This is a genomic window from Lysobacter enzymogenes, assembly GCF_023617245.1.
GTDB lineage: Bacteria > Pseudomonadota > Gammaproteobacteria > Xanthomonadales > Xanthomonadaceae > Lysobacter > Lysobacter yananisis.
In genome coordinates this window covers 1014127-1040253 of record NZ_CP067396.1, presented here as the reverse complement: position 1 = coordinate 1040253, position 26127 = coordinate 1014127, and the positions used below count along the sequence as shown (strand labels likewise).

30 protein-coding genes and 3 pseudogenes are annotated in these 26127 nt (G+C 69.5%); 15 read left to right on the top strand and 18 right to left on the bottom strand.

Going from position 1 to position 26127, the window contains the following annotated elements:
• Window positions 1-163: 163 nt before the first annotated feature.
• A complete protein-coding gene (gnd, locus tag JHW41_RS04455) occupies window positions 164-1066 on the bottom strand; it encodes a phosphogluconate dehydrogenase (NAD(+)-dependent, decarboxylating) (RefSeq protein WP_057949001.1) in 903 nt (300 codons plus the stop codon).
• 270 nt (window positions 1067-1336) lie between these two features.
• Window positions 1337-2401: an alpha/beta fold hydrolase gene (locus tag JHW41_RS04450; protein WP_250449172.1), complete on the bottom strand. Its 1065-nt coding sequence runs from the start codon at window positions 2399-2401 to the stop codon at window positions 1337-1339.
• Between the two features lie 257 nt (window positions 2402-2658).
• Between JHW41_RS04450 and JHW41_RS04445 the strand changes: the two genes are divergently transcribed.
• Window positions 2659-3048, top strand: coding sequence for a YciI family protein (locus tag JHW41_RS04445; RefSeq protein WP_250449171.1), 390 nt, complete (start codon window positions 2659-2661; stop codon window positions 3046-3048).
• A gap of 133 nt (window positions 3049-3181) precedes the next feature.
• On the opposite strand, the gene JHW41_RS04440 is transcribed toward JHW41_RS04445, so the two are convergent.
• From JHW41_RS04440 to JHW41_RS04435, 3 genes are all read right to left on the bottom strand, one after another.
• Complete coding sequence (locus JHW41_RS04440) at window positions 3182-4069, bottom strand: aldo/keto reductase (RefSeq protein WP_250449170.1); 888 nt, start codon at window positions 4067-4069, stop codon at window positions 3182-3184.
• 140 nt (window positions 4070-4209) lie between these two features.
• Window positions 4210-4404, bottom strand: coding sequence for a DUF6053 domain-containing protein (locus JHW41_RS26360; protein ID WP_425606278.1), 195 nt, complete (start codon window positions 4402-4404; stop codon window positions 4210-4212).
• Window positions 4405-4430: 26 nt separating this feature from the next.
• Complete coding sequence (locus JHW41_RS04435) at window positions 4431-4976, bottom strand: HD domain-containing protein (RefSeq protein ID WP_250449169.1); 546 nt, start codon at window positions 4974-4976, stop codon at window positions 4431-4433.
• Window positions 4977-5401: 425 nt separating this feature from the next.
• Between JHW41_RS04435 and JHW41_RS04430 the strand changes: the two genes are divergently transcribed.
• A complete protein-coding gene (locus JHW41_RS04430; RefSeq protein WP_250449168.1) occupies window positions 5402-6316 on the top strand; it encodes a hypothetical protein in 915 nt (304 codons plus the stop codon).
• Between the two features lie 62 nt (window positions 6317-6378).
• Here JHW41_RS04430 and JHW41_RS04425 read toward each other — a convergent pair whose 3' ends face one another.
• Window positions 6379-7911 (bottom strand): amidohydrolase family protein, encoded by a 1533-nt coding sequence (locus tag JHW41_RS04425; protein ID WP_250449167.1) that lies wholly within the window; start codon window positions 7909-7911, stop codon window positions 6379-6381.
• Between the two features lie 152 nt (window positions 7912-8063).
• On the opposite strand from JHW41_RS04425, the gene JHW41_RS04420 reads away from it, so the two are divergent.
• Window positions 8064-8750, top strand: a complete 687-nt coding sequence (locus JHW41_RS04420) for an SIR2 family NAD-dependent protein deacylase (RefSeq protein ID WP_250449166.1) — start codon at window positions 8064-8066, stop codon at window positions 8748-8750.
• Between the two features lie 13 nt (window positions 8751-8763).
• On the opposite strand, the gene JHW41_RS04415 is transcribed toward JHW41_RS04420, so the two are convergent.
• Window positions 8764-9195 carry a hypothetical protein gene (locus tag JHW41_RS04415; RefSeq protein ID WP_250449165.1) on the bottom strand — a complete coding sequence of 144 codons (432 nt, stop codon included), beginning with the start codon at window positions 9193-9195 and terminating at the stop codon, window positions 8764-8766.
• 112 nt (window positions 9196-9307) lie between these two features.
• On the opposite strand from JHW41_RS04415, the gene JHW41_RS04410 reads away from it, so the two are divergent.
• On the top strand, window positions 9308-9805 hold the full coding sequence (locus JHW41_RS04410) for an SRPBCC family protein (protein ID WP_078997136.1): 498 nt from the start codon (window positions 9308-9310) through the stop codon (window positions 9803-9805).
• Window positions 9805-10650 carry a sterol desaturase family protein gene (locus JHW41_RS04405; protein ID WP_057949011.1) on the top strand — a complete coding sequence of 282 codons (846 nt, stop codon included), beginning with the start codon at window positions 9805-9807 and terminating at the stop codon, window positions 10648-10650. The genes JHW41_RS04410 and JHW41_RS04405 overlap by 1 nt, the downstream gene beginning before the upstream one ends.
• A gap of 636 nt (window positions 10651-11286) precedes the next feature.
• Here the strand turns inward: JHW41_RS04405 and JHW41_RS04400 are convergent.
• Window positions 11287-11904 carry a glutathione S-transferase gene (locus JHW41_RS04400; protein WP_250449164.1) on the bottom strand — a complete coding sequence of 206 codons (618 nt, stop codon included), beginning with the start codon at window positions 11902-11904 and terminating at the stop codon, window positions 11287-11289.
• A gap of 148 nt (window positions 11905-12052) precedes the next feature.
• Here JHW41_RS04400 and JHW41_RS04395 point away from each other — a divergent pair, with 148 nt between their 5' ends.
• Window positions 12053-12529, top strand: a complete 477-nt coding sequence (locus JHW41_RS04395; RefSeq protein ID WP_078997138.1) for an Lrp/AsnC family transcriptional regulator — start codon at window positions 12053-12055, stop codon at window positions 12527-12529.
• Window positions 12530-12594: 65 nt separating this feature from the next.
• Here the strand turns inward: JHW41_RS04395 and JHW41_RS26355 are convergent.
• Window positions 12595-12642 (bottom strand): annotated as a pseudogene (locus JHW41_RS26355) (DUF6053 domain-containing protein); the annotation flags it as partial.
• On the opposite strand from JHW41_RS26355, the gene JHW41_RS26350 reads away from it, so the two are divergent.
• Window positions 12620-12673: a hypothetical protein gene (locus JHW41_RS26350; protein ID WP_428995626.1), complete on the top strand. Its 54-nt coding sequence runs from the start codon at window positions 12620-12622 to the stop codon at window positions 12671-12673. The pseudogene JHW41_RS26355 and the gene JHW41_RS26350 sit on opposite strands and share 23 nt — an antisense overlap.
• A 13-nt stretch (window positions 12674-12686) precedes the next feature.
• Here the strand turns inward: JHW41_RS26350 and JHW41_RS04390 are convergent, their stop codons facing one another.
• On the bottom strand, window positions 12687-13574 hold the full coding sequence (locus JHW41_RS04390) for a LysR substrate-binding domain-containing protein (RefSeq protein ID WP_250449163.1): 888 nt from the start codon (window positions 13572-13574) through the stop codon (window positions 12687-12689).
• 127 nt (window positions 13575-13701) lie between these two features.
• On the opposite strand from JHW41_RS04390, the gene JHW41_RS04385 reads away from it, so the two are divergent.
• A complete protein-coding gene (locus JHW41_RS04385) occupies window positions 13702-14484 on the top strand; it encodes a glutathione S-transferase family protein (RefSeq protein ID WP_250449162.1) in 783 nt (260 codons plus the stop codon).
• A gap of 241 nt (window positions 14485-14725) precedes the next feature.
• Here the strand turns inward: JHW41_RS04385 and JHW41_RS04380 are convergent, their stop codons facing one another.
• Window positions 14726-15871: a fatty acid desaturase family protein gene (locus JHW41_RS04380; protein ID WP_057949014.1), complete on the bottom strand. Its 1146-nt coding sequence runs from the start codon at window positions 15869-15871 to the stop codon at window positions 14726-14728.
• 25 nt (window positions 15872-15896) lie between these two features.
• Window positions 15897-17003 (bottom strand): ferredoxin reductase, encoded by a 1107-nt coding sequence (locus JHW41_RS04375; RefSeq protein WP_250449161.1) that lies wholly within the window; start codon window positions 17001-17003, stop codon window positions 15897-15899.
• A gap of 100 nt (window positions 17004-17103) precedes the next feature.
• Between JHW41_RS04375 and fabR the strand changes: the two genes are divergently transcribed.
• Window positions 17104-17790: an HTH-type transcriptional repressor FabR gene (gene fabR, locus JHW41_RS04370; protein ID WP_428995451.1), complete on the top strand. Its 687-nt coding sequence runs from the start codon at window positions 17104-17106 to the stop codon at window positions 17788-17790.
• A gap of 43 nt (window positions 17791-17833) precedes the next feature.
• On the opposite strand, the gene JHW41_RS04365 is transcribed toward fabR, so the two are convergent.
• The 4 genes from JHW41_RS04365 to JHW41_RS04350 form a co-directional block, all read right to left on the bottom strand.
• Window positions 17834-18328: a hypothetical protein gene (locus JHW41_RS04365; protein ID WP_078997144.1), complete on the bottom strand. Its 495-nt coding sequence runs from the start codon at window positions 18326-18328 to the stop codon at window positions 17834-17836.
• Between the two features lie 98 nt (window positions 18329-18426).
• The gene (locus JHW41_RS04360) at window positions 18427-18789 is read right to left on the bottom strand and encodes a hypothetical protein (protein ID WP_250449160.1); all 363 of its coding nucleotides are present in this window, start codon (window positions 18787-18789) and stop codon (window positions 18427-18429) included.
• 48 nt (window positions 18790-18837) lie between these two features.
• Window positions 18838-19674: an ATP-grasp domain-containing protein gene (locus tag JHW41_RS04355; RefSeq protein WP_250449159.1), complete on the bottom strand. Its 837-nt coding sequence runs from the start codon at window positions 19672-19674 to the stop codon at window positions 18838-18840.
• Window positions 19675-19764: 90 nt separating this feature from the next.
• Window positions 19765-20274: an STM3941 family protein gene (locus JHW41_RS04350; RefSeq protein ID WP_250449158.1), complete on the bottom strand. Its 510-nt coding sequence runs from the start codon at window positions 20272-20274 to the stop codon at window positions 19765-19767.
• 175 nt (window positions 20275-20449) lie between these two features.
• Here JHW41_RS04350 and JHW41_RS04345 point away from each other — a divergent pair, with 175 nt between their 5' ends.
• The 5 genes and pseudogenes from JHW41_RS04345 to JHW41_RS26340 form a co-directional block, all read left to right on the top strand.
• Entirely contained in the window at window positions 20450-21127 is a 678-nt protein-coding gene (locus JHW41_RS04345; protein ID WP_250449157.1) for a glutathione S-transferase family protein, read from the top strand.
• On the top strand, window positions 21124-21498 hold the full coding sequence (locus tag JHW41_RS04340; protein ID WP_078997148.1) for an ArsR/SmtB family transcription factor: 375 nt from the start codon (window positions 21124-21126) through the stop codon (window positions 21496-21498). Before JHW41_RS04345 ends, JHW41_RS04340 begins: the two co-directional genes overlap by 4 nt.
• Window positions 21495-21965: an SRPBCC family protein gene (locus tag JHW41_RS04335; protein WP_250449156.1), complete on the top strand. Its 471-nt coding sequence runs from the start codon at window positions 21495-21497 to the stop codon at window positions 21963-21965. Before JHW41_RS04340 ends, JHW41_RS04335 begins: the two co-directional genes overlap by 4 nt.
• Window positions 21966-22059: 94 nt before the next feature.
• A pseudogene (locus JHW41_RS26345) lies at window positions 22060-22113 on the top strand (hypothetical protein); the annotation flags it as partial.
• Between the two features lie 65 nt (window positions 22114-22178).
• A pseudogene (locus JHW41_RS26340) lies at window positions 22179-22232 on the top strand (hypothetical protein); the annotation flags it as partial.
• Window positions 22233-22281: 49 nt separating this feature from the next.
• Here JHW41_RS26340 and JHW41_RS04330 read toward each other — a convergent pair.
• Both JHW41_RS04330 and JHW41_RS04325 read right to left on the bottom strand, forming a co-directional pair.
• The gene (locus tag JHW41_RS04330; protein WP_250449155.1) at window positions 22282-22818 is read right to left on the bottom strand and encodes a DUF3916 domain-containing protein; all 537 of its coding nucleotides are present in this window, start codon (window positions 22816-22818) and stop codon (window positions 22282-22284) included.
• A gap of 294 nt (window positions 22819-23112) precedes the next feature.
• Entirely contained in the window at window positions 23113-24105 is a 993-nt protein-coding gene (locus JHW41_RS04325; RefSeq protein ID WP_078997151.1) for a hypothetical protein, read from the bottom strand.
• 306 nt (window positions 24106-24411) lie between these two features.
• Here JHW41_RS04325 and JHW41_RS04320 point away from each other — a divergent pair, with 306 nt between their 5' ends.
• Window positions 24412-26076 carry an alkaline phosphatase gene (locus JHW41_RS04320; RefSeq protein WP_250449154.1) on the top strand — a complete coding sequence of 555 codons (1665 nt, stop codon included), beginning with the start codon at window positions 24412-24414 and terminating at the stop codon, window positions 26074-26076.
• The last annotated feature ends 51 nt before the right edge of the window (window positions 26077-26127 follow it).

Below are 26127 nucleotides of genomic sequence, written 5' to 3'. Positions count from 1 at the left end.
TATGTGTGAGGGACTTCAGTCCCGACGCTTTCAGCTCAGGTCGCCATGTCGCATCGGATCGAAGAGCGTCGGGCCCGAAGGCCCTCCTACAAGAGCGCTGGGCTATGTGGGAGGGCCTTCAGTCCCGACGCTTTCGGCTCAGGTCGCCACGGACCCGCCGCGCTCATTCCTTGCGGATCGCATGCCCGCCGAATTCGTTGCGCATCGCCGCCAGCAGTTTGTCGGCGAAGGAATCCTTCTCGCGCGAGCGCAGGCGCTCCATCAGCGAGGCGGTGATCACCGGCGCGGAAACGTCGAGGTCGATGGCCTCGGCGACGGTCCAACGCCCTTCGCCGGAATCCTCCACGTACGGCGCGATGCCCTGCAGGTCCGGGTTCTTGCCCAGCGCGTCGGCGCTGAGGTCGAGCAGCCAGGACCGCACCACGCTGCCGTGGCGCCAGATCTGCGCGATCTGGTGCAGGTCCAGGCCGAACTCGGCCTTGCGCCCGAGGATCGCGAAGCCCTCGGCGTAGGCCTGCATCATTCCGTACTCGATGCCGTTGTGGATCATCTTGGTGAAATGGCCCGCGCCGCTGGGACCGACCCGGCCCCAGCCGCGCTCGGCCGCCGGCGCCAGGGTTTCGAAGATCGGCCGCAGGCGTTCGACCGCGGCCTCTTCGCCGCCGATCATCAGGCTGTAGCCCTCCTGCAGCCCCCACACGCCGCCGCTGGTGCCGGAGTCGACGTAGTGCAGGTCGTGCGCGAGCAGCTCGCCGGCGCGGCGCACGGTGTCCTTGTAGTTGGAGTTGCCGCCGTCGACGACGGTGTCGCCCGCGGCCAGCAGCGGCCGCAGTTCGGCCAGGGTCGCGTCGACCGCGCCGGCCGGCACCATCAGCCACAGCGTGCGCGGTGCCGGCAACGCCGCGACCAGTTCGGCCAGCGACGCGGCCGCGCCGATGCCGCGCGCGGCGGCCTGTTCGCGCGCCGCGGCGCCGGGGTCGAAGCCCACCACCGTGTGCCCGCCGCGTACCAACCGTTCGGCCATGTTGGCGCCCATGCGGCCGAGGCCGACCATGCCCAGTTCCATGTCGTCTCCCGATATTTCGTGTTCGATGTGGATCGCGTTCGATGTGATCGCGGCGCGGTTCGCCGCCGCCGCGGGACAGGCGATCTTGGTGCCCGTCGCGGTAAGGAAGTGTGAGCGGATCGGGCGAAATAAAGGGGACGCAGCGTTCCGCATCGGGCGGGAATCGCGGCCGCGCTTGCGGCAGGGCCTCCAGGCCCGATGTTTTTCGCTCGGACCGCGGCGATCTGGGACAAACGCTTCGGGCCTGAAGGCCCTCCCACAGCCGCCGCCTCAGCGCCCCATCTGCTTGCGCATCTGCATCGCCTCGAACACGGCGATGGCCGGCGCCGCCGGCTGGTCGTTGGGGATGTCGTGCGAGCTGTCGGCGATGGTCACCCGCTTGGCGTAGCGCGAGGTGCCGATCAACGCCATATGGGTCTGCTCGCGCGCGGCGGTCAGCGCCTTGAGATCGTCGGCCGGCGCGCCGGCGTAGGGCTGCTCGGCGCTGAGCACGATCACCGGCTTGCCGTCGTGGCGCTCGCTCTTGGCCACCGCGCTGCCGTACAGCGACAGCCGGTCTTGCGAGCCGGTGATCACCGTCTCCCAGAACGTCGGCTTGGAGCGCCACGCGCGGATCGCGGCGTTCAATTTGTCGCTGTAGTTCGGGTTCGGCGGACGCAAGCAGTTGCGCAGCTCGGCCGGCGGCCGCGCCGCGCCGAGCCGGCCTTCGCGCGCGCCCTGTTCGCAGGCGCGGTACATCGCCAGCATGCGCGGCGCCATGGCGGCTTCGGTCTTGGCGTAGGAGGCGGAGAACTCGCCGACGTTCTGCTCGGGCGGATCGACCAGCACCAGCGCCGCGACCTTCTTCGGGTGCAGCTCGTCGTAGCGGCGCACCACCTGGCTGCCGTAGGAATGGCCGAGCAGGATCAGCGGCGTGTCCAGGTCTGCGGCCTCGATCAGCGCGTGCAGGTCGGCGACGTCGGCCGTGAGGTCGCGCGGCAGCGGGCCGCCGTCGCTGAAGCCCAGGCCGGCGCGATCGTAGGCGCAGACCCGGTTGCGTTCGGCGATCTGCGGCTGCGACCGCGCCCAGGCCAGCGAATCGGAGCCGAAGCCGGCTTCCAGCAACACCGTCGGCCGGCCCTGGCCGCTGCAGCGCAGGTTGAGCTTGCGCCCGCCGCCGATGTCGATGCGCTCGCCGGGCTCGGCGTAGACGTCCAGGCGCGCGTCCGGCGCCGGCTTGGGCGGCTTGCGCGCGCCCGGCTTGGCCGCGGCGTCGACGCCGCCGGCCACGATCATCAACGTCAATCCCAGGATCGCGCCGGAAGTCCGGCCGAAGTGTCCATGCGCCGCGCCCATCACCGCCCGCCTCAGGTCAATGAAGCGGCGATGGTAAGCAAGGCCGGTGCGGTTGCCGGCATCGGCCGGCACGCGCGAGACAGATTCGATTCAGTTCTGCGGCGCGGCCGATCGCCCGCGCCGAAGCGAAGCGCCGAGGCCGTGTCGATCCGCGCCGCCGCGGTTCGTCGCCATGGCAAGAGCGCGCGGGAACGGCCGCAACCGACCGGACCCGCCGCCCGCCCACCGATCCGCGCCACCCATCCAGGAGACCGACCATGCGTTTCATGATGCTGATGATTCCCCAGGGCTACGAATCCGCCGAACCCGGCACCCTGCCCAGCGCCGACAGGATCGCGACGATGATGGAATACAACCGGGCCCTGCAGGAGGCCGGCGTGCTGCGCGCGCTCGACGGCCTGCACCCGCCGTCGATGGGCGCGCGGGTCAGCTTCCGCGGCGGCGCCTCGCGGGTGGTCGACGGCCCCTTTCCCGAAGCCAAGGAAGTGCTCGGCGGCTACTGGGTGATCGAGGTCGGCTCGCGCGGGGAAGCGATCGCGTGGGCCCGGCGCTGCCCGGGCGCGGACAACGAGACCATCGAGGTGCGGCAGATCATGGGGATGGATGACTTCCCCGAGGACGTGCAGCAGGCGGTCGGGCCGGTGTGATGCGGCGATAGGCGCCTGTAGGAGCGACGCGAGTCGCGACCGCGAAACCGCGCTTGCGTCGTAGCTGCGGTGTCGCGGTCGCGACTCGCGTCGCTCCTACAGGGAGCACGGGGAGAACGCGAAGCGGACGCGCTTACGCGACTTCGCGCCCGGCGCTGGCCTGCCAGACCTCGTACCAGTCCTGCGCCGACAGCTCGATCCGCAACGCGTCCACCGCGTCGCGCAGCCCCTGCTCGCGGCCGCTGCCGGTGATCGGCCACGGCCGGGTCGGATGGCGCAGCAGCCAGGCATAGGCCATGGTCGCGACCGAGGCGCCGCCGTGGCGGCGGCCGAGGTCGGCCAGCACCGCGCGCACGCGTTCGGCGCGCTCGTCGCCGCCGCCGAACAAACGGCCGCCGGCGAGCGGCGACCACAGCATCGGCCGCAGTCGCAGCGCCTGGCATTGCTCCAGGGTGCCGTCGTCGAGCGGCGGCAAGTGCAGCGGCGACAGCTCGACCTGGTGGGTCGCCAGCGGATGCCGCGCATGCAGCAGCGCCAACTGCGCCGGGGTGTGGTTGGACACGCCCACGTGCAGCACCTTGCCCGCGGCCTTGAGCTGCGCGAAGGTCGCGGCCAGTTCGTCGGCGTCCATCAACAGGTCGGGACGGTGGATCAGCAACAGGTCGAGGTAATCGGTGCGCAGCGCGCGCAGCGAATGCTCGACGCTGGCCAGCACATGCGCGCGCGAACTGTCGTAGGACTTGATCGCATGCGTCGGCCTTTGCGCCGAAGTCAGCTTGATCCCGCACTTGCTGACCAGGCGGATACGTTGGCGCAGGCCCGGCTGCAGCGCCAGCGCCTCGCCGAACAGCGCCTCGACCGAATAATCGCCATAGATGTCGGCGTGGTCGAAGCTGTCGATCCCCAGCTCCACCGCCTGCGCGATCCAGCGCAGGCGCCCGGCGGCATCGAGCTTCCATTCGGCCATGCGCCAGCAGCCGGCGACGATGGGAGACAGCGTCAGCGATTCGGAAGCGCTCATGCGGGAAGCCGGAAACAGGGGAATGCAGTCTACCGTGGGAGAGGCCTCAACCCCGATGCTTTCCGCTCGGATCGCGATGTCGCTTCGGACCGGAAAGCGTCGGGCCTAAAGGCCCTCCCACAAAAACCCGCGCCGCGCGCCTAGCCCAGGCTTGCTCTTGTGGGAGGGGCTTCAGCCCCGATGCTTTCCGCTCGGATCGCGATGTCGCTTCTGACCGAAAAGCGTCGGGCCTGAAGGCCCTCCCACAAAACCCGCGCCGCTTCGTCGCCCAGACCCGCTCTTGTGGGAGGGGCTTCAGCCCCGACGCTTTCCGCTCGGATCGCCGTCCAGCGCAAGAACGAAAACCAAGAACCGCCAAGCTTCAGACGCTATCGCCCAACTCATCGATCCTGGCATACACCGCATCGAACTCCTCTTCCAGTACAGGATGCACGCCGCGCAACCCGGCAACCACCTGCGCCGCCCAGTCGAAGTACTCGCGCTTGCGCTGCCGCGTCCACGGCGGCGGCGACTGCAGCAGGTCGCGCAGGTTGCAGATCTTGTCGGCCAGCTTGACCAGCCGGGCCTCGGGCGAGATATGCCGCGCATGTTCGATCTGCAGGCGCTTGCGTTCGGCCTTGGGCAGCGACTTGTCGTCGCTGACCTGCGCCACCACCGCGGCGACGCGCGCGCCGAACGCCAGTTCGATCTCCTCCAGCGTGGTCGCGGTGTCCTCGACGGTGTCGTGCAGCAAGGCCGCGCACAGCACCACCGGATCGGCGATGCCGCCGAGGTTGGCCAGGATGTCGGCCAGCGCCAGCGGATGGTTGATGTAGGGGCTGCGCTCGGCGTCGTGGCGGCGCTGGCGGCGGTGGCGCTGCGCGGCGAACGCCGCGGCGCGCAGGACGGATCCATGGTCGTGGGTCACAGTCGCTCCTTGTGGCGAAACGGCAAAGCGGTCGTACCGCGCGCTCGCCCAGCCGCCGGCGTCGCGCGGCCAGGGGCTGCGCGACGCGGAACGATCCGGGGGAGAGTGCGGCGATGCGCCGCGGGACGGCAGCCGTTGCGGCTGCGCGGCCATTGTAGCGCAGCGGCGCGCGCTCGGAACGCGGCCGCGGCCCGCGCCGGGCCGGCCATGGGCTGCAGCCGCTCGCGCGATCCGGCCGAACGGTTCCGGCGCGCATCGATGCCCCCGCCCACTCCGACTCGCCCACTCCGACTCGCCCGCTCCGATTCGCCCGCTCCGATTCGCCCGATCCAAGTCGCCCGCTCCACGTCGCATGATCCGCCGGCCGCGCTTCCGCACCGCCGTTCGCGATTACCATGGCCGCCGACTCACGGAACGAGCCCCGCATGATCCGCCCGCTGCACGTCCGCCTGCTCGTCGACTTCGCCGCAGGCCCCGGCGCCTTGGTCGCCTTCGGCGCCGGCCCCGACCGCGCGTTGTACGCGTTGCATGCGCTCAAGCCGGTGGATTACCGCACCGCGGGGCCCGGGCCGTCGTATCCGAAGATCAACCCCGCCCGGCCGCAGGACTACCGCGCCCGCGCCTGGCTCGATGGCCAATGCGTGCTCGACCTGCGCATCGACGGCGAACGCTACAACGTGCACGCACTGCAGCCGCTCGGCGACGACCTGCTGCTGGCGTGCGCGCGCTCCGGCGGCAGCGCCGGCCGGGTGTATTCGCGCGACGGGCGGTTGCTGCGCGAACTCGCCCTCGGCGACGGCATCGAACACCTGCAGACCACACCGCGCGGCGCGATCTGGACCGGCTACTTCGACGAAGGCGTGTTCGGCGACGACCCGGTCTCGGCCTGCGGCCTGGCCGCGTGGGACGCGCACGGCGCGAACACGTACCAGTACCAGCCCGAGGACGGCCTCGACACGATCTGCGACTGCTACGCGCTCAACGTCGCCGACGAACGCGAAACCTGGCTCTGCTACTACACCGAATTCGCCCTGGTGCTGCTGCGCGAACGGCGCCTCGCCGGGCATTGGCGGCCGCCGTTCGAAGGCGCCCAGGCGATGGCGGTGCGCGGGCGCCATGCGCTGATGTACCGCCATCCGCGTCGCGGCCACGAGGCGGCGCTGTTCCGGCTCGAAGACGATGGCCGCTGCGCCGAGCTCGCCCGCTTCGAGCTGCGCCGCGAGGACGGCGCGCCGTTGCGGCCCGAGCGTATCGATGGCCGCGGGGATACGCTGTACTTCGTCGCCGACGGCCGCGCCTGGACGGTTTCGCTCGAACAGGCGATGGCGGCGGCGTTTTGAGGCCGCGACGCCGGCGTCGGCGGCGAAGCCCCTGCCGCGGGTTTCGCCGCCGATTTCGCGATCTACTGCGCCACTTGCTTCGCCGCGTCCGCCTTGCGCCGCTCGATCTGGCGCTGCAGCCCGCGCTCGAACGCCTCGCCTTGCGCCAGCTGCCGATCGATCTGCGCGATCGACAGCCAGCGCCCCTGCGCGAACACGCCGGCGACCTTGCCGACGTTGTGGATGTCGGCCAGCGGGTCGGCGTCGAGCAGTACTAGGTTCGCGCGCTCGCCTTCGCGCACCGCGCCGCTGCCGGCCTGCGGGTCGAACAGGCGGTGGGCGTTGAGCGAGGCCGCGCGCAGCACTTCCAGCGGGCTCAGGCCGATCTCGCGCAGTTCGATCATCTCCTGCCGCACCGACACGCCGAACGCCAGCCCCGGCAGCGCGGCGTCGGTGCCGACGGTCAGCGGCACGCCGCGCTTCCACAGCGCACGGGTCAGCACCCGGGCGAAGTCGTAACCGGCGGAAAAACGGTCGGCGCCCTCCTGGTCGCGGAAGGCCTGGCTCAGATAACGGTTGGCCGGCGGCGTCCAGTCCAGCCGGGTCACCGGATCGACCGTGTCCTGCCAGCCGTCCGGCACCGCCGGCACCTCGCGCTGCACGTACATCGCGACGATGGTGCGCAGGGTGACCAGGGTCGGCGTCACCGACGCGCCGCTGTCGGCGACCGCTTGCGCCAGGGCCTCGATCTCGGCCGGTGCGAGGTCGCTGCCGATGCGGGCGAAGCGCGCCAGTTCCTCGCTGTGGGCGATGTTGGTCATCGGATGGGCGAAGGCGAAGGCGCGGTCGGCGCAGCTCGCGCAGCCCAGTTCGGGCAGGTGGCCGGTGGTGACGAAGCCCTGCCGCCGCGCTTCCTCGACCACGGCCAGATACGTCTGCCGATTGAGGAACTGATAAGGCTTGATGAAGTCGTAGCCGCGTTCGCGCGCACGCCGCACCGCGGCGATCCCGTCGGCGGCGGTGGTCGGCGCCTCGGGCCTGGACGCCGGCACCGGCTTGCCGTCGGGGCGCACCGCGACCGCCGCGCGCGGGCCGTTGATGCGCTTGCCGACGTAGAGCTTGGGGCCGATCTCGCGGCCGGCGTCGATCTCGCCGCGCAGGCGCAGCAGGTCGTCGTCGCTGCCGGCGCTGCCGCCGAGATTGGCCGCGCCGGTCACCCCGGCCTTGAGGAACGCCAGCATCGCCTGGCGGTCGTAGTCGTGCCCGTCGCCGAGGTCGAGGCCGTTGATCGCCGGGTCCTTGCTGTCGCGGATCGCGCCTTCGGTGGCGATGTGCACGTGGGCGTCGACGAAGCCGGGCACCAGGTACTTGCCGCGCCCGTCCACCACCTGCGCCGCGTCCGCGCGCAAGCGCTGGCCGGCCGGCGCGATCCGCACGATCCGCCCGTCCTCGATCAGCACGTTGCGATGGGCCAGCACTTCGTCGGTGTCGACCGGAACGACGGTGACGTCGCGGACCAGATAACGCCCGGCCGGCGCGTCGCCCGGTCCGGCCCAGGCCGGCGCCAGCGCGGTCGATCCCAGGGCCAATCCCAGCGTCAAGGAACGGAAATTCATGCGGCTCTCCTGCGGTCCGGTTCGATCATAGGCATCGCTTCGCGCGCCGGCCATCGATCGCGGACCGGCGGCATGGGCAGATGCGCCGCGCCGCGCTATGGTTGAAACGCGCCCGCACGGGCGCGTTTTTCGCTTGCAGGGACGGCCATCGGATGAAACCCAAGATCGTAGTGTTCACCGGCGCCGGCGTCAGCGCCGAAAGCGGGCTCAAGACCTTCCGCGACATGGGCGGCCTGTGGCACGAGCACCGGCTCGAGGACGTGGCCTCGCCCGAGGGCTGGCGGCGCGACCCGGCCACGGTGCTGCGCTTCTACAACGAGCGCCGGCTCGGCGTGCTGGCCGCGCAGCCCAATGCCGCGCACGCGGCCATCGCCCGGCTGGAAGAGAAGTACGACGTCGTGGTGATCACCCAGAACATCGACGACCTGCACGAGCGCGCCGGCTCCAGCCAGGTGCTGCACGTGCACGGCGAGATCCTCAAGGCGCGCAGCAGCGCCGACCAATCGCGCGTCTACCCGATGACCGGCGCGCTGATCGAAATCGGCGACCTGTGCGAACTGGGCAGCCAGTTGCGCCCGGACGTGGTCTGGTTCGGCGAGAACGTGCGCCATCTGCGCGAATCGGCGCGGCATTTCGCCCAAGCCGACAAGGTGCTGGCGATCGGCACCTCGCTGACGGTGTGGCCGGCGGCCGGGCTGGTCGATCACGCGCGGGACCGGGCCGAGCGCGTGTTCGTCTCGCCGGAGCAGCAGGAGATTCCGGATCACTACCGCTTCCTGCGCGGGACCGCGGTCGAGAAGGTGCCGCCGTTGGTCGAAGCGTGGCTCGCGCAGGCCTGAAGCCGGAGCGGCGTCAGGGAAACTCGCCGCGATGCAGGCGCTCGCGCAGGCCCGGCGGCATCTTGTGCCAGACCGGATCCTTGCAGACCGAGCAACCCAGGCGCGCAGTGAACAGGATGCCGTGGGTTTCGCAGAACGGGGTCTGCGCGTCCGGAACGATCGGCTCGTCGCTGACGATGGCCGAGCCGGGCACCGCGAAGTCCGGCACGCTGTCGAGCGCGTCGGGCAGCTGGCGCAGGTGCAAGATCCATTCCAGGCTGACGTACTCGCCGCGCCTGGCCGCGTCGCGGCAGTCCAGATAGCGCGCCGCCACGCTCTTGCCCCCGGCGTGCTCGCTGCGCTGCGCGTACCAGGCCGAGGCGCCCACGACCTTGGCCGGGTCGATCTTGACCCAGACGTTGAACTGCATCGGATCGAAAAACTCGGCGTACTCGGGCGGGAGCATGGACAGGGATCGCGCCCGGAACGATGCGGGCTTCGCCGGCGGAAGTATGCCTGCGGCGCAGAACGTACGCCGGCGTGTGGACAGCCTCCCGACCCGCTCCTAGACTCGCCCCATGCGCCTGTCCCTGACCGCCGAACGCCGCATCGACGCGCCGCCCGAGGCGGTGTTCGCGTTGGCGCTGGACAGCGACCGCTTCCCCGCCCTGTTCCCCGGCTACGGCCCGATCCCGGCGCTCGTGCGCATCACCGCGCTGGCGCCGCCCGCGGTCGGCGCGCTGCGTTCGCTGGAAAGCAGCGACGGCTCGCGGCTGATGGAGCGCATCACCGCACTGGAGCCGCCGCACCTGCACGCCTACACCCTCGACGGGCTGCGGCCGCCGCTGGCGTGGCTGGCGCGCGCGGGCCATGCGCGCTGGGAGTTCGCCGCCGACCGCAGCGAAGGCGGCAACGCCACCCGCGTCGCCTGGCGCTACGACTTCGAACTGACCTCGCCGCTGGCCTGGCCGCTGGCCGCGCCGCTGCTGCGCGGCTGCATGCGCGCGGCGATGCGGCGCTGCCTGGAACGCATGGCCCAGGCGCTGGAAGGCGCCTGGCGCGAGGAGCGGCGCTGATGGAAGAGTGGATCCTGCTGGCGCTGGCGCCGGTGTTCCTGGCCCTGATCGCGCTGGAAGCGTGGTACTGGCGCAAACGCCGCCCCGGCCAGTACAGCCTGCGCGACACCTTGTCGAACGCGGCGCTGGCGCTGATGCACCAGGCCAGCGACGCGATCGCCTGGCTGCTGGTGATCGGCCTGTACTACGCGGTCTACGCCCACCGCCTGTTCGACCTGCCGGCCTCGGTGTGGACCATCGCCGCGCTGTTCGTGGCGCAGGATTTCTTCTACTACTGGTTCCACCGCGCCAGCCACCGCGTCCGCTGGCTGTGGGCTTCGCACGTCACCCACCACTCTTCGGAACGGCTGAACCTGTCGACCGCGTTCCGCCAGAGCCTGACCTACCCGATCTCGGGCATGTGGGTGTTCTGGCTGCCGCTGGCGTGGATCGGCTTCGAGCCCAAGCACATCGTCGCGGTGGTGGCGATCAACCTCGCCTTCCAGTTCTTCGTCCACACCGAAGCGGTGGGCAAGCTCGGCTGGCTGGAGAAGGTGTTCAACACGCCCTCGCACCATCGCGTCCACCACGCGCGCAACCCGCGATACATCGACCGCAACTACGCCGGCGTGCTGATCGTCTGGGACAAACTGTTCGGCACCTATGTCGAAGAGGACGCCGCCACGCCGTGCGAGTACGGCATCGTCGGCCAGATCCGCAGCCACAACCCGATCCGGCTGACCTTCCACGAATGGATCGCGATGTTCGCCGACGCCTGGCGCGCGCGCGGACTGCGCGGCGCGCTGGGGCAGCTGTTCGGGCCGCCGGAGCGCTCGCTGGCGCATCTGGAGCGGGTGCGCGAGTAGCCGGGGCTTTGGCGCATGGGTCGCTTTGGTGGGAGGGGGCTTCGGCTCCGATGCTCCTGGCTCGGGTCGCTTCGTCGCCTCGGATCGGAAAGCGTCGGGCCTGAAGGCCCTCCCACAAAAGCATTCGACACAACTGACGCGACGGCTTGCATTTGCGAGCAAGGCTGCTCTTGTGGGAGGGGCTTCAGCCCCGACGCTCCCGGGTCAGGTCGCTTCGTCGCGTGGGATCGAAAGGCATCGGGCCTGAAGGCCCTCCCACAAAAGCATTCCATGCGACGGCTCGCTCTGGTGGGAGGGGATTGAGCCCCGATGCTTTCGGCTCAGGTCGCTGCGTCGCGCTGGATCGGAAAGCATCGGGCCTGAAGGCCCTCCCACAAAAACTTTCGATGCGACGGCTCGCTCTGGTGGGAGGGGCTTCAGCCCCGACGCTTTTGGCTCAGGTCGCTGCGTTGCGTCGGATCGGAAAGCGTCGGGCCTGAAGGCCCTCCCACAAAAACTTTCGATGCGACGGCTCGCTCTGGTGGGAGGGGCTTCAGCCCCGACGCTTTTGGCTCAGGTCGCTGCGCCGCATCGGATCGGAAGGCATCGGGCCTGAAGGCCCTCCTACTGGATCTGAAACCAGGGTGTCTGCATCGCTCAGTCGTGCGTCTGCCCCGACAACGGCGTCGCCCGCATCGACGCGCGCCGCTCGAACGCGTCCTGCCACGCCGCCAGCCGCGGCCGGCCGATGCGGAAGCCGGGCAGTTCGCGGAATTCCAGCCAACTCAACGCGGTGGCCACGGCGATATGGCCGACATGCAAAGGCGAATCGATATCGAGTTCGCGCTCCAGCCAGTCGTAGCTTTCCACCAGCTTCTGCGTGTAGCCCTCGCGCAAGACTTCGTAACGCAACGCCTCGGGCCGGCGCACGGTTTCCCAGCGCACCTTGATCCCGGCATCGGCCAGCCCCTGCGCCACCGCCTGCAAGCGCAGCGCATGCCAGCGCGCTTCGCCGTCGGCGGGAATCAACGGCGCGCCGGCGTGCAGCGTGTCCAGGTAGGCGCAGATCACGTCGGAGTCGAAGATCGGCGCCAGCCCCGGCCGCAACAGCACCGGTACCTTGCCGAGCGGGTTCTGCGCATACACCGCCTCATTGCGCAGGGTCGGGCTGGTCTCATGGTGGACGACCTCGATGCGCTCGCCCAGGCCGGCTTCCAGGGCGAACACCAGGGCCTTGCGGGCGAACGGCGAGTGGGTCTGGTACAGCAGGCGCATGGCGCCTCCGATGATGGCGGGCGCATCAGGCTAACGGCGCGGCCGCGCGTTTGCGCCGCGTCCGCTGCCGCCCGCGCGCGGTTTTCCGGCGCCGATCCGGGTCCGCGCGTCGCGCCGCAGCGGGGACGGCGGCCCTAAGATGGCGGCCATGAAACTCGACCGCTTCGACCGCCGACTGCTCAACCTGGTGCAGGACGACGCCGACCAGACCGCCGAGCGCCTGGCCGAACAGGTGGCGCTGTCGCCTTCGGCGATCCAGCGCCGGCTGCGGCGGCTGCGCGAGGCCGGGGTGATCCAGCGCCACGCGGCGGTGCTCGATCCAAGGCAGGTCGGCAAGCCGACGTTCTTCCTGGTCTCGCTGCAGGTCGAGCGCGAGCGGCCGGAACTGCTGGCGCAACTGCGCCGCTGGCTGGCCGAGTGCGCGCAGGTGCAGCAGGCGTTCTACGTCACCGGCGAGGCCGACTTCGTGCTGGTGGTCGCCACGCCCGACACCGAGGCCTTCGACGCGCTGATGCTGCGGCTGGTGGCGGAGAATCCGAACGTGCGGCGCTTCACCACCAATGTCGCGCTGAGCCTGGTCAAGCGCGGGCTGGCGATCGCGGTGGCGGAGGAGGGGGACGAGTGAAGTGAAGCGATGCGGCGCGGCGAGCTGAGACAAAAGCATCGGGCCTGAAGGCCCTCCCACAGAACCGTTGTGGGAGGGCCTTCAGGCCCGATGCTTTTGTCCCGGATCGCTGCGCAGCACCGCAAAGAAAAACATCGCGGCTAAAGCCGCCCCACCATCACCGCGACAGGCACTCGACCAGGAACTCGACCGTCGCGCGCACGCCCGGCAACTGCCCGCGCCGATGCGGCATCAACAGGCTCGTCGTCACCGTGCCCGCGTTCCAGCCCGGCAGCACCCGCAGCAGGCGCCCATCGCCGAGTTCGGCCGCGCACAAGCGCTCGGGCAGGACCGCGATGCCGAGCCCCGCGACCGCCGCCGCCGCGAGCACCCGGCCTTCGTTGGCGACCATGCGCGCGCGCGGCGTCGCAACCACGCTGCCGCCGCCGTCCTCGCGCAAGGTCCAGGCGGTGTTGCCCGGCCCGGTCAACAAGCCGTCGTGGCCGGCCAGCTCCTGCGCCGACTGCGGCGTTCCGCGTTCCTGCAGATAGGCCGGCGCCGCCACCAGCACGATCGCCTCGACCGCGGCCTGGCGCTGGATCAGTCCCGAATCCGGCAGCGGCGCGAAGTGACTGCGCACGCCGATGTCGTAACCCTCCTGGACCAGGTCGACGAAGCGGTCGCTGACGTCGATCTCGACCTGCAGGCGCGGATACGCGCGCGCCAGCGCCGGCAGGTGCGGCGCCAGATAGTCCTGCGCGGTCGGCACGCCGCAGGTGATGCGGACCTTGCCGCTGGGCTCGGCGGTCAAGCGGCGCACTGCGTTCTCGGCCGCTTCGGTCTCGATCAGCGCGGCGCGCGCGTGTTCGTGGAAATCGCGGCCGGTGTCGGTCAGCACGAAGCTGCGCGAGGTGCGGTGGATCAGGCGCGCGCCGAGTTCGTCCTCGAGCGCGGCCACACGCTTGCTGATCGTGGACTTGGGCACGCCGAGCCGGCGCGAGGCCGCGGCAAAGCCGCCGCTCTCCACCGCGGTGGCGAACAGGACGAGGTCGTTTAGGTTCAACATGGCCCGCAAAGTACACATGCATGGACTTTGCGTCCACTTTTCGCCGACTACACGGCCGAAGTCCACATTCCTACAGTGGCCACACCCGCCGCGAACGCCGCGGCCACTCCAGCCCAAGGAATCCAGCATGTCCCCGATCCTCTACTACGGCGTCCCCTCCGGTTGCTCGTTCGGCTCCATCGTCGCGCTGGAATGGTCCGGCCAGCCCTACCGTCTGGCGCGGGTGAACATGCCCGAAGACATGCAGACCGATGCCTTCGCCGCGATCAATCCGGTCCGCGAGAGCCCGGCGCTGGCGACCGCGCGCGGCGACTTCCTCAGCGAGAGCATCGCCATCCTCAACCACGTCGGCGCCCTGCCCGGCGCGCTCGACGCCGGCATCTCGTTCGCCCAGGGCACGCGCGAATTCGACCGGCTCAACCGCATGCTGGCCTTCCTCAACACCACCTTCTTCAACTCGTTCGCGTCGCTGTGGTGGCTGCTGGAGCACGAGTCGGACGAAGCGACCCAGCGCGCGCTGACTGCCTACGGCCGCGCGCGGGTGATCCACGCCCATCAAGAACTCGAACGCATGCTCGGCGACCAGCCGTGGCTGCTCGGCGAACACCGCACCCTCGCCGACGCCTATTTCATCGGCATCGCGCGCTGGACCAAGTACCACGACGTGGTCGACCGCCGCGATTACCCCAACCTGCAGCGCCTGTTCGACAAGCTCGAAGCCGACCCGGCGGTGATCTTCGCCCACGCCATCGAGCAGCAGCGGCCGGCGACGAGCGTGGGGCGGTTCGAAGGCGAAGTCGGCATCGCCGAGTCGCTGGCGTCGCGGCCCGAGCCCGGGGCGCGCGCTGCGGATCCGGCGCCGCACGGCGTCGGGGATTCGCGTGGGGTTGGGATGGAACGCGAGAAGTGAGCGTAGAGGAGTGAGGAGTGAGCGAAAGCGGGTTCGCTCGCTTTTCGCTGCTCTGCGCTCACTCCTCGCCTTTCACCGCCGGCAACGCCCGAAACGAAAAATCCCCCGACACCGCGAGGCGTCGGAGGATTCGCGCACCGTTAGGGGAGAAACGAGCGAAGGAACGAAAAGCGCGCGAACCCGCTTTCGCTCACTCCTCACTCCTCCACACTCACTCCTCGCCCGCCCTTCATCTCCGCGCTCAGCCCTGCGCTTCAGCCAAGGTCTCGGCCCGCACCAGCGGCCGGCGCTTGCGCGGACGGCTCGGGAAGGCGTGACGGACGATGCGCCAGCTGACCTCGGCGAACTGCCGCGGCAGCGAGCCGGTGTCGTAGTGCTGGCCATAGCGCGCGCAGATCTCGCGCACTTCCACCGCCATCGACGCGTAACGCCAGGCCGGGATGTCGGGATAGAAGTGGTGCTCGATCTGATGGCTGAGGTTGCCGGTCATCAGGTTCATGGCCTTGCCGCCGGTCAGGTTGGCCGAACCGCGCAGCTGGCGCAGGTACCAATGCCCGCGCGACTCGTTGCGCACCGACTCCTTCGGGAACACTTCCACGTCGTGGGTGAAGTGGCCGCAGAAGATCACCACGTAGGTCCACACGTTGCGGATGCCGTTGGCGACCAGGTTGCCGAGCAGCACCGGCAGGAAGAACGGGCCGGCCAGCAGTGGGAACAGCACGTAGTCCTTGAACAACTGCTTGCCCATCTTGCGCCCGACCGGGACGAACTTGCGCCACATCGCCCGGTGCGTGGTCTTGCCGGCGAGCCAGCGGCCCACGCGCAGTTCCTGGATCGCCACGCCCCACTGGAACAGCAGCGCGAACACCACCGCGATCGGCGGCTGCAGCAGGTAGAACGGGCGCCAGCGCTGCTCCGGGAAGATCCGCAGCAGGCCGTAGCCGATGTCGTCGTCCATGCCGCGCACGTTGGTCCAGGTGTGGTGCTGGTAGTTGTGCGTCTTGCGCCAGTTGTCGCCGGTGGCGACGATGTCCCACTCGTAGCTGCGGCCGTCCAGGTGCGGATCGCGCATCCAGTCGTACTGGCCGTGCATCACGTTGTGGCCGACTTCCATGTTCTCCATGATCTTCGACGCGGCCAGCAGCAACGCGCCGAGCACGCAGGCCGGCCACAGCAGCCACGACACGAACGCGCCGCCGATCGCGCCGACGTACAGCAGCGCGCGACCGGCCAGGCCGGTCCAGCGCACCGCGGCGACCACGCGGCGGATGTAGTCGGCGTCGACCTTGCCCACCTGGGCCAGGGTGCGCGCGCGCAGCGCGTCGAGTTCTTCGCCGAAGCGGTCGAGTTCCTGCGCGCTCAGCGCGCGATTGCGTTGCTTGCTCATGCGGGGCTCGGAGGAAGGAAGTACGTCAGAGGTCGAGGACGAGATCGCCGGCCGGCGCGCTCACGCACAGGCGCAGCGCCGAGGCCGGCTCGGCGTGCAACTCGCCGGTATGCAGATGGCGGGTGGCGCCGGAAGACTTGCCGCAGGCGCAGGTGTTGCACAGGCCCATGCGGCAGCCCGAGGGCAGCTTCAGGCCCTGCGCTTCCAGCGCGGTCAGCAGCGATTCGCCGCGCGGCAGTTCGAACGTGCGGCCGCTGCGCGCCAGCACCACCTGGGCGTGGCCGTCCTCGCGCGTTTCGCGCGGCGGCGGGGTGAAGGCTTCGCTGGCGAACGAACGCGCGGCGCCGTCGGCCAGCGCGCGCGCGCTTTCGACGAAACCGCCGGGGCCGCAGGCGAACACCGCGCGTTCGCGCAGGTCGCGGGCGTGGCGCGCGAGCAGGTCGGCGTCGATGCGGCCGGCGTCTTCGTCGGCGGCCTGCGGCTCCTGCCGGGTCAGCAGGAAACGCACCTGGAAATTCGCATGCGCGGCGGCCAGCGCGCGCAGTTCCTCGATGAAGCACAGCTCTTCGCGGCGGCGCGCCCAATACAACAAGGTCAGCGGCTGCGGCATCGCTCGCGCGGCCTGCGCCCGCACCATCGCCATCAGCGGAGTGATGCCGCTGCCGGCGGCGAGGAACAGGCGCGCGCCGTCGTCGCGCTGCGGCAGCACCATCTCGCCGAACGCGGCGCCGAGCTCGAGCACTTCGCCGATGCGCGCGCGCTGATGCAGGTAGCCGCTGAGCTTGCCGCCCTCGATCGCCTTGACCGTGATCTCGATGCGGCCGTCCGCGCGCGGGGCGGCGGACAGGCTGTAGCTGCGCGTCACCAGCACGCCGTCGATGCGCGCGCCGATCAGCAGGTGCTGGCCGGCGACCGCGCCGTGCCAGTGCCGGTTCGGCGCCAGCAGCAGCGTCGCCGCGTCGGCCGAGGCCTCGCTGCGGCCGACGATGCGCGCCAGCGGACGCTCCCAGGACCAGGTCGGATGGAAGCGCGAGGCCCAGAAATCAAAGACTTGCGGCGAAACGAAGGGCGAAACCAGGCGGCGCAGGCGGCTGCGCGGACGGGCGGCGGCGGGGCGGACGGCAGCGTTCATGGGGGCACTATACAGATATCCGCACAGATGTGTGCACAACCGTATATTAATTCAGCAACGGGAGTATCATGTGCGCTGCCCGTCCACGCGCCGCCGCCCAGTGACCCAACGCCTTTCCACCGACATCGACGTCGACAGTCACCCGGGCCGCAAGGCGACGATTTCGCGCGAGGACATCATCTACGCCGCGCTGAAGCTGGTCGGCCCGCACCGCAGCGTGTCTTCGCTGAGCCTGCGCGAGGTCGCGCGCGAGGCCGGCATCGCCCCGAACAGCTTCTACCGCCAGTTCCGCGACACCGACGAACTGGCGGTGGCGCTGATCGACCTGGCCGGGCAATCGCTGCGCAAGATCGTCGGCGAGGCCCGCCATCGGCTGACCACCCGGCGCAGCATCGTGCGCAGTTCCATCGAGGCTTTCATGGAACAGTTGCGCGCCGATGACCGCCTGCTGCACGTGCTGCTGCGCGAGGGCACGGTCGGCTCGGACGCGTTCAAGCGCGCGGTCGACCGCGAACTGTCGTTCTTCGAGGAAGAGCTGCGCGTCGACCTGATCCGGCTGGCCGCGCTCGACCAGGTCGAGTTGTACGAACCGGCGCTGGTGGCGCGCTCGATCACCCGGCTGGTGTTCGCGATGGGCGCCACCGCGATGGACATGCCGCGCGAGAAGGACCCCGAGCTGATCGAACAGATGAGCGCGATGGTGCGGATGATCCTGGCCGGCTCGCGGGCGATGGCCGAACGCGGCAAGGCCGCGCGCGGGCGCGCCGAGCGCAACCGGACGCGCTAGGCCTCGCGACGGCCGGCGGGGCGGCGCCGCATTGCGCCCGCGCTTACGCCAGCTGCATCGGCACCGTCGCCATCGGCCCCGGCCGCGCGCCGGAGACGATCGCCTCCACCGCCGCCAGGAACGCCCCAGCGTCCGCCGCGGGGCCGTGGCCCCAATTCGCTCGATGGTCCGCGGCCAATTCGGCGATGACCGTGCACTCGCGCTGCTCGGGGAAACTCAGCGAACGCTCCAGGCAGAACACCCGGACGCCGCCGGAGCCGGCGACCGCGGCGACGAAATGGGCATCGTTGCGTTCCGGCGCGGGCAGGCTCAGCAACAGCGCCGGCGAGCCGTCGTCCAGGGCCAGGCCCTGCGCCGCCAACCCCTGCGCGGCGACCCGCTCGTGCTCGGGCAACTCGCTGCCGACCAGTTCCCAGAAACGCGCCAGGCAGCCGCTGCCGTCGGCGCCGCCGAAGGTGTCGAAGAACCAGGTCGCGTCCCGCAGCGCGGTCCGCGCCAACAGGTACTTCGCCTGCATCGGATGCGCGCGGCCGGCCATGCGGTGTCCCCTTTCGCCGCCCCATCGCAGCGCCAACGCATTGTGACCGCGTTCGCGGTGGAGTGTCGACCGCCGCACGGCACGGCCGGACCCGCGCCTCAGTTCTCCCAACCGCAGGCGTCCCACACGCCCAGCGCCTGCATCGGCGGCAGCCCGAGCCGCCACGCCAGCGGCTCGTAGCTACGCTGCGGCATCGGCTCGCCGAGCGGCGTCGCCGCCGGCGTGCGCGGCGCGGGCACGCGCTTGGCGAAGAGTTGATAGAGCGGGCGCTTGGTCGATTGCGGCGGCCGCTGTCCGATCGCGATGTAGTCCGCGTTCTCGGCCACGGCCGACACGCAGGGATCGGACAGGCCCATCGTCGTGGTGTCGTCGATGCGATAGGCCAGGTGCGCCTGGTCGGGCGCGTCGATCCACAGCACCACGTACCGTCCCGACGACCACAGCTCGCGCGAATCCAGCACGCCGCAGCCGCCGGTCGCGAACGCCAGCGCCGCCGCCCCGCAGCGCGCTCATCGCGCGCGCGCGCCATCGGCGCCGGCTTCGCAGGCCAACACCGCGTCCCATATCGCCCGCGGCGACGCGGCGGCATAGCCCGACTCCTGGCCGTCGTTGCATTCGATCACGATCCAGCGCCCATCCGCGGTCTTGGCGAAGTCCACCACCAGCAACGGCACCCGCAGCCGCCGCGCCGCCTCGGCGGCCAGCGCCAGCCCAGCTTCGATGTCGTCGCAGGCGTAAGGCGGGGCCTGATGCCAATAGCGTCCCCAGCCCACGCAGCGCCCGCGCCACCAGAAACTGCGGAACTCCAGCGAGGCCGGCACCTTGCCGGCGATGCCGCCGGCGACCGGCGCCAGCGGCACGAACTCGCGCACCGCCGGGCGCTGCCAATGCAGCACCGGATCGCGCCGATACTGTTCCACCGCCCAGGCGTAGTGCTCGCGGTCGCCGATCACCGACAGCTTGGCGTTGTGCTTGCTGGTCTGGCGCGAGCCTTTGAGGAAGATCGGCCAGGCGAATTCGGCTTCGATGCGCTCCGCTGGCGGCAAGGCGTCGAACACCTGGGTACGCGGGGTCATCTCCCGCAGCAAGGGATACCAATGCTCCAGCTCGCTGGCGCGGTCGTGTTCGGCCGGCGAGTTGACCGGGCGCAGGCCCAGTTCCGTCAACTCGGCATAGCGCACGGCGTAGTCTTCGACCGCGCCGACGCGCAACACGCAGGGCGTCTCCGGCGCGAAGAACGAGGGATGGCTGCAGCGGAAATACAAGGCGAAATCGAAGTCGTACACCGCCACGCCGATGCGGCGGCTGACGATGGCGAGCGTGTCTTGCAGCAAGGCGATGTCCATTCGCGCAGTGTCGCGTATCCGGTGCGGCGTTCAGTGTGCCAAAACAATCGACGACGCGGCAGCGCGGTTCACCGGACCCAACGGCGACGCTCAACCCCTGCCCGGCTCGTACATCGCCGAATACGTGAGGATCCGCTGCAAGACCGCCTGCGGATCGACCGCCGCGCCCGCCAGATTCACGTTGAGCATCGCGTAGCCCATGCGCTGGTTGAGCGCGGCCAGGCGTCGCTGGCGCGGCGACAGCTTGTCCGTCCAATGCTCGGGGTTGCGCAGTTCCAAACAGACGAACGCGTGGCCGCGCACCGTCAGCAAGCGCGCATCGGCGATATCGCGCCACGGGATGATGCCGACGCCGAGGGTGCGGTCGTTCAATCCGTCGTCGTCGAGGATCAATCGCGGCCGGCGATCGAGCAACTGGAACGCGAACAGCACCGCGCCGGCGCCGAAGAACGCGATCGACGCGCCGCCGATCAGGAAACCGCCCAGGCCGGGCTGGCGCAACACGATCAGCGCGCCGATGGCGACGAACGCCAGCGCGCACAGCAGCAACGCCAGGTACTTGCCGCGCGCATTCGCCACCACCAGCCGTTCCGTCCGCATCCGCGCTCCGCCCGTGCCGAAACCGCGCGGCCGCGCCGCGCACGCGGACTCTAGCCGGTGGGCCGCGGCCGCCGCCAATGCTTAGCCGATCGGGAAATTATTCTTGCAATCGCCCGAGGGCCAGGGCAATACTTACCCAATCGGGAAACAATCAACCCCGCCACGCGAGCCCGCCATGTCCTTGCACCTGTATTCGCACCCCCTGGCCTCGTTCTGCCACAAGGTGTTGATCGCGCTGTACGAGAACGACACGCCGTTCCAGGCGCATCTGGTCGACCTCGCCGATCCCGCGGGCAAGGCCGATTTCCTGGAGCGGTGGCCGGTCGGCAAGATGCCGGTGCTGCGCGACGAAGCGCGCGGGCGCACGGTGCCGGAGACCTCGATCATCGTCGAGTACCTGCAGCAGCACTACCCCGGCCCGCGCGCGCTGCTGCCGGCCGACGCCGACGCACGCCTGGACGTGCGGCTGTGGGACCGATTCTTCGACCTCTACGTGCAGGCGCCGATGCAGAAGATCGTCGCCGACTTCATGCTCAAGAAGAAGGACCAAGACGATCTCGGCGTGAGCCAGGCGCGACGCACCCTGCAGACCGCCTACGACATGATCGAGCGCCAGCTCGCCGACGACTGGATCTGCGGCGCCGACTTCACCCTGGCCGACTGCGCCGCGGCGCCGGCGCTGTTCTATGCCGAGATCGTCGAGCCGTTCCATCGCCATCATCCGCGCCTGATGGCCTACCTGACCCGCTTGATGGCGCGCCCCTCGTACGAACGCGTCTTGTTCGAAGCGCGGCCTTACTTTCACTTGTATCCGTTCCACGAGCTGCTGCCGCCGGGTTGGGTCCAGCGATGAGCCCGCAGGCTGCCCGCGCCCCGCGCCGGCGCGAGCCCAACCCCGCGCGACTGGACCGCCTGTTCCACGCCCTCGCCGACGCCAGCCGCCGGCAGATGATTGATCGCCTCAGTGCCGGTCCCGCCTCGGTGTCGGAGCTGGCCCAGCCGCTGGCGATGGCGCTGCCGTCGGTGGTCAAGCACCTCGCGGTGCTGGAATCCGGCGGCATCGTCGCGTCGGAGAAACGCGGCCGCGTGCGCACCTACCGCATCGCGCCCGACGCGCTGGCCCTGGTCGAGACCTGGATCGCCGAACGCAAGGCGCGCTACCAATCGCAGTTCGACGCGCTCGAACGCTACTTGGCGAGCCAACCCGACGAGGACGAGGCATGAACGCACGCAGCGTGCAGCACGGCGAATTCACCATCGAACGCACCTACGCCGCCTCCCCGCGCAAACTGTTCCGCGCCTGGGCCGACCCGCAGGCCAAGCGCGCCTGGAGCGTGTGCCAGGACGGCATGGCGACGATCGAGCACCGCATGGACTTCCGTCCCGGCGGCGAGGAAGTCATCGTCAACCGCGGCCCGAGCGGCGCGATCCATCGTTTCCACGGGCATTACCTCGACATCGTCGAAGACCACCGCATCGTCTACGGCTTCTCGATGGACGTGGACGAACAGCGACTGACCGCCTCGCTGGCGACGGTGCAGTTCCTGCCGGGCGACGCGGGCACGCGCATGGTGTTCACCGAGCAACTGGCGTTCTTCGATGGATTGCAGACGCTGCAAGAACGGCGCGAGGGGACGGCGGTGCTGTTCGACAACATCGCGCTGTACTTGCATGAGGCGACGGCGCAGTAGCGCGGGGCGGTTGGCGGCGCGGCGTCGGAGCGGAAAGCGTCGGGCCTGAAGGCCCTCCCACTACAGCAAACCACCAGCAGAAGGCGAGGCTCTCGTGGGAGGGACTTCAGTCCCGACGCCTTTGGATCAGCCGCTTCGCCGCATCGAAGCGGAAAGCATCGGGCCTGAAGGCCCTCCCACTACAGCAAACCACCGGCAGAAGGCGCGGCTCCCGTGGGAGGGACTTCAGTCCCGACGCCTTTCGATCAGGTGCTGCGTCGCATCGAAGCGAAGAGCATCGAGCCCGAAGGCCCTCCTACACCAGCGGACCATCCGCTCAGCCGACCGGCGCCACTTCGCCATAGCGCCACTGTTCTTCGCGGGCGCACTCATCGCCGGGCCGGCACTCGACGCCACGCTCCAGCATCCCCGGCGGCAACGCCAACCCCCATTCGGACGCCAGCGAGCGACCCTGGATCGGCACGATCGCGGCCACCCCGGACGCGTCGGCTTCGACATGGCTGCGCCAGTAATCCTCGTCGAGATAGATGCACAACTCGCTGCCCCAGACCTCGGGCACGCAGATCGTGCAGGTCACCCGCACACCCGCCGCCCAATCCGGCTTGGTCCGCAGCAGCGCGGCGCAGGCATCGATAAGGCGCTGCGCGCACTCGCGCCGCGTCGCCTGCGCCGCCGCATTCTCGCCCTGCAGCAAGCGGGCATCGAACGGAAGCTTCCAGTTCCAATACCGCGGGTGCTCGCTCAACTCGCGCGCGGACGGGAAACGGCCGGCGAATCCCGCGGCCCAGCGCTCGAGTTCGTGCAACGCGTGCAAGCGGTAGGGCAGCGGCTTGCACGGGCGGGACCGGGCCATATGGCGACATCGGGACTGAGATGTCGGCAGTCTAGCAATTGTCCGGCCAAGCCACCCCGCGATGCTCAATACAAGAGCTACGACAATTGCGAATGCGAGATAGCCACCTGCGTCGTAAGCGCGTTGTCGCGGTCGCAACTGGCGAAGTCACTACAACCGGACCTCGCGCATCGACGCGAGGCCGAACGAAAAATCGCGCCGCGAACCTCCACCGCCCACAAAGGAACGACGGAGACCACGGCGCGACGCGCACTTCAGGCTTGGACCCCGAACCTCAGATCCGTGCCCTTACGCTCACTCGACGCGCATCAGGTAACGCAAGGTGTTGCGCCCGCCACCCATGATCTCGTCGGGGCTGCCGAGCAACCACGAGTTCCAGTTGACAAGATCCTCGTCGTCCTGGTGCACGTAACCGGCGCCCAAAGGATGCGTCGGCATCGAGAGCGGAGCAAACACACCGTGCGCGAAACCGTGCTGCGGGAAGGTCGTCATGTGGCCCAGAGCAGACGAAGCTCCCCCGTCGAAGTGGCAATAAAGCGTGAACCAAGTGTTCAAAACACGGAAGTTCGGGAATACTCCGCCGTACGAACCGTTCTGATTACCCCAAACTTCGTTGGTCTGCATGCGCGTGTAGCGACGCGCGCCGGACGGGCAGAACAAGCCCATGTTCAGCACCGCATAGTCATAGCGGTTTCCGGCCTGGGGCAGCGGCCGGTACTGCATCGACTTGAACGTGCTGACTTTGCAAAAACGCCAGGACGTATTGGCGTTCGACACGGTCGCGCCGATCCAGCCCTCGCGGCGGTTGGCGTTTCGGCGATCCTCATCGTCCATGCGGATTTCCGTCCAGGCATAGCCCGCCGGGCACGCGTTGTTATGAGGAATGATGCCTACGTTGGTGAAACGCATCGTCAGCCAGTCCCACCAGCCCAACGCACGCTTGGCTGCGCTGTGTTCCGGCGAGTAGGCGACGAACACCTCGTCGCCCTTGCGGTCCTCGGGCACGCAAGGGCCATCGAAACCCAATACGTTGCAGTACGCCTGCGCCACCGCCTCGCCTTCGGTTTCCATGAAGCGGGCGACATCGATCTTGGCGCTGTCCGGATAGCGGCGGTCGAGATCCTCCAGCACCTTGAGGAACTTCTTGACCGGCTCGGTCATCGGATCGCTGCGCTCGGCGAGCTCCCATTCCTCCGGCGGGCTTTCCTTCTCCGAATCCTCGGCCCAGGCCGACAACGGTGCGGCGATCAACCCACACAGCACGACAGGCAGCAACTTCTTGTTCATTTCGCTTCCTTGATAAATGACGGATTGCTTGTGCCCCCTAGCGTCCTGGCCGAGTGCGTCGCTCCGTCCGCGCATGCCGGACGGATCGAGACAACAAGGACATTTGCGGTTACAAGCGCCCAAGTTATCGGTGCGCGAACGCGAACCCGGACAGTCGAATCGGGACGTACGCCGCACGACGGAGCAGGCAACGTTCGCAGTCACGATCCCGGTCACGCTTCTGCGATGCGCTTCCCAGTCAGTCATGCGACTGCAATCAAGCCGCCGGACAGTGGCCGCTCCCCCGAACCACCGAGCCCTGCCCTCATGCGCGCCACCTCGCATCGCTCCGCCCTGCCCGTCCGTACCGTCCTGGGCGCCGCCTTGTGCACCACCCTTATCGCCCTGCCGGTCGTCGCCGCGCCCAAGCAGGCCGCGCCGAAGGCGCCGCCGCGCGCGGAGAGCGCGCAGCGCTGGTTCGAAGAGGGCGCCGAGACCGCGCGCGCCGGCGCCAACCTGCGCCCGCTGCCGTTCAAGGCCAAGAACGTGATCCTGTTCGTCGGCGACGGCATGGGCATCTCCACCGTCGCGGCCGCGCGCATCCGCGAAGGCCAGCTCAAGGGCGGCAGCGGCGAAGAGAACTTCCTCTCGTTCGAGAAACTGCCGTACGTGAGCCTGTCCAAGACCTATTCGGTCGACGGCCAGACCCCGGACTCGGCGCCGACCATGACCGCGATGGTCACCGGCATCAAGACCAACCAGGGCGTGCTCAGCGTGACCCAGAAGGCCAAGTACGGGGACTGCGCGTCCGCGCGCGGCCAGGGCGTGGTGACCATGCTGGAACTGTCCGAGGCGCTGGGCCTGGCCACCGGCATCGTCAGCACCGCGCGCATCACCCACGCGACCCCGGCGGCGACCTACGCGCACACGCCGAATCGCGACTGGGAAAGCGACGCCGAACTCAGCGCCGAGGCCAAGGCCAACGGCTGCAAGGACATCGCCCGCCAGCTGATCGAATTCCCCTACGGCGACGGCCTGGAAGTCGCGCTCGGCGGCGGCCGCAGCTACTTCCTGCCCAGCACCGTCAGCGACCCGGAAGACGCCGGCGCCGCCGGCCGCCGCAAGGATGGCCGCAACCTGCCGCAGGAATGGAGCAAGCGCCCCGGCGCGAACTACGTCTGGAACAAGGCCCAGTTCGACGCGATCGACCCGCGCCGCACCCGCCACCTGCTCGGCCTGTTCGAACGCTCGCACATGGAATACGAGCAGGACCGCGCCAAGGACACCGGCAAGGAACCGAGCCTGGCCGAGATGACCTCCAAGGCCATCGACGTGCTCAGCAACAACAGCCGCAAGGGCTATTTCCTGATGGTCGAAGGCGGCCGCGTCGACCACGCCCACCACGCGGGCAACGCCAGCCGCGCGCTGACCGACGCCATCGCCCTGTCCGACGCCGTGCGCGCCGCGCTGAAGAAGACCGACGAGCGCGACACGCTGATCATCGTCACCGCCGACCACAGCCACACCTTCACCGTCGCCGGCTACCCGGACCGCGGCAACGACATCCTCGGCAAGGTCGTCACCAACGGCCAGCTGGCGCTGGACAAGAACGGCAAGCCCTACACCACGCTCGGCTACGTCAACGGCCCCGGCTACCGCGGCCCGAACGCGCGTCCGGACCTGAGCGGCATCGACACCGCGCACCCGGATTTCCTGCAGGAAGCGGCCGTGCCGCTCGGCGACGAGACCCACGCCGCCGAAGACGTCGGCATCTACGCCCGCGGCCCCGGCGCGCACGCGTTCCAGGGCGTGGTCGAACAGAACACGATCTTCCACGTCATGGCCCAGTCGCAGCGCAACACCAGCGTGTTCCTGTGCACCCTGTTCGGCTACTGCAACAACGGCTTCCCGCGCGGCCGCGGCGCGCTGGCCGCGCCGCTGATGGAAGAGGATCTGCGCGCGGGTATGGCGCGCAATCAGGCCAAGCTGTGATCGGTCGGGTTTTGATCGGTCGGGCCGCCATGGTTCGTGCAGTGATGCGTC

Excerpts from the sequence above, each read along its gene's own strand:
- gnd (WP_057949001.1), bottom strand. The coding sequence starts at position 1,066 with ATGGAACTGGGCATGGTCGGCCTCGGCCGCATGGGCGCCAACATGGCC.
- JHW41_RS04450 (WP_250449172.1), bottom strand. The coding sequence starts at position 2,401 with ATGGGCGCGGCGCATGGACACTTCGGCCGGACTTCCGGCGCGATCCTG.
- JHW41_RS04445 (WP_250449171.1), top strand. The coding sequence starts at position 2,659 with ATGCGTTTCATGATGCTGATGATTCCCCAGGGCTACGAATCCGCCGAA.
- JHW41_RS04440 (WP_250449170.1), bottom strand. The coding sequence starts at position 4,069 with ATGAGCGCTTCCGAATCGCTGACGCTGTCTCCCATCGTCGCCGGCTGC.
- JHW41_RS04430 (WP_250449168.1), top strand. The coding sequence starts at position 5,402 with ATGATCCGCCCGCTGCACGTCCGCCTGCTCGTCGACTTCGCCGCAGGC.
- JHW41_RS04425 (WP_250449167.1), bottom strand. The coding sequence starts at position 7,911 with ATGAATTTCCGTTCCTTGACGCTGGGATTGGCCCTGGGATCGACCGCG.
- JHW41_RS04420 (WP_250449166.1), top strand. The coding sequence starts at position 8,064 with ATGAAACCCAAGATCGTAGTGTTCACCGGCGCCGGCGTCAGCGCCGAA.
- JHW41_RS04415 (WP_250449165.1), bottom strand. The coding sequence starts at position 9,195 with ATGCTCCCGCCCGAGTACGCCGAGTTTTTCGATCCGATGCAGTTCAAC.
- JHW41_RS04410 (WP_078997136.1), top strand. The coding sequence starts at position 9,308 with ATGCGCCTGTCCCTGACCGCCGAACGCCGCATCGACGCGCCGCCCGAG.
- JHW41_RS04405 (WP_057949011.1), top strand. The coding sequence starts at position 9,805 with ATGGAAGAGTGGATCCTGCTGGCGCTGGCGCCGGTGTTCCTGGCCCTG.
- JHW41_RS04400 (WP_250449164.1), bottom strand. The coding sequence starts at position 11,904 with ATGCGCCTGCTGTACCAGACCCACTCGCCGTTCGCCCGCAAGGCCCTG.
- JHW41_RS04395 (WP_078997138.1), top strand. The coding sequence starts at position 12,053 with ATGAAACTCGACCGCTTCGACCGCCGACTGCTCAACCTGGTGCAGGAC.
- JHW41_RS04390 (WP_250449163.1), bottom strand. The coding sequence starts at position 13,574 with ATGTTGAACCTAAACGACCTCGTCCTGTTCGCCACCGCGGTGGAGAGC.
- JHW41_RS04385 (WP_250449162.1), top strand. The coding sequence starts at position 13,702 with ATGTCCCCGATCCTCTACTACGGCGTCCCCTCCGGTTGCTCGTTCGGC.
- JHW41_RS04380 (WP_057949014.1), bottom strand. The coding sequence starts at position 15,871 with ATGAGCAAGCAACGCAATCGCGCGCTGAGCGCGCAGGAACTCGACCGC.
- JHW41_RS04375 (WP_250449161.1), bottom strand. The coding sequence starts at position 17,003 with ATGAACGCTGCCGTCCGCCCCGCCGCCGCCCGTCCGCGCAGCCGCCTG.
- JHW41_RS04365 (WP_078997144.1), bottom strand. The coding sequence starts at position 18,328 with ATGGCCGGCCGCGCGCATCCGATGCAGGCGAAGTACCTGTTGGCGCGG.
- JHW41_RS04355 (WP_250449159.1), bottom strand. The coding sequence starts at position 19,674 with ATGGACATCGCCTTGCTGCAAGACACGCTCGCCATCGTCAGCCGCCGC.
- JHW41_RS04350 (WP_250449158.1), bottom strand. The coding sequence starts at position 20,274 with ATGCGGACGGAACGGCTGGTGGTGGCGAATGCGCGCGGCAAGTACCTG.
- JHW41_RS04345 (WP_250449157.1), top strand. The coding sequence starts at position 20,450 with ATGTCCTTGCACCTGTATTCGCACCCCCTGGCCTCGTTCTGCCACAAG.
- JHW41_RS04340 (WP_078997148.1), top strand. The coding sequence starts at position 21,124 with ATGAGCCCGCAGGCTGCCCGCGCCCCGCGCCGGCGCGAGCCCAACCCC.
- JHW41_RS04335 (WP_250449156.1), top strand. The coding sequence starts at position 21,495 with ATGAACGCACGCAGCGTGCAGCACGGCGAATTCACCATCGAACGCACC.
- JHW41_RS04330 (WP_250449155.1), bottom strand. The coding sequence starts at position 22,818 with ATGGCCCGGTCCCGCCCGTGCAAGCCGCTGCCCTACCGCTTGCACGCG.
- JHW41_RS04325 (WP_078997151.1), bottom strand. The coding sequence starts at position 24,105 with ATGAACAAGAAGTTGCTGCCTGTCGTGCTGTGTGGGTTGATCGCCGCA.
- JHW41_RS04320 (WP_250449154.1), top strand. The coding sequence starts at position 24,412 with ATGCGCGCCACCTCGCATCGCTCCGCCCTGCCCGTCCGTACCGTCCTG.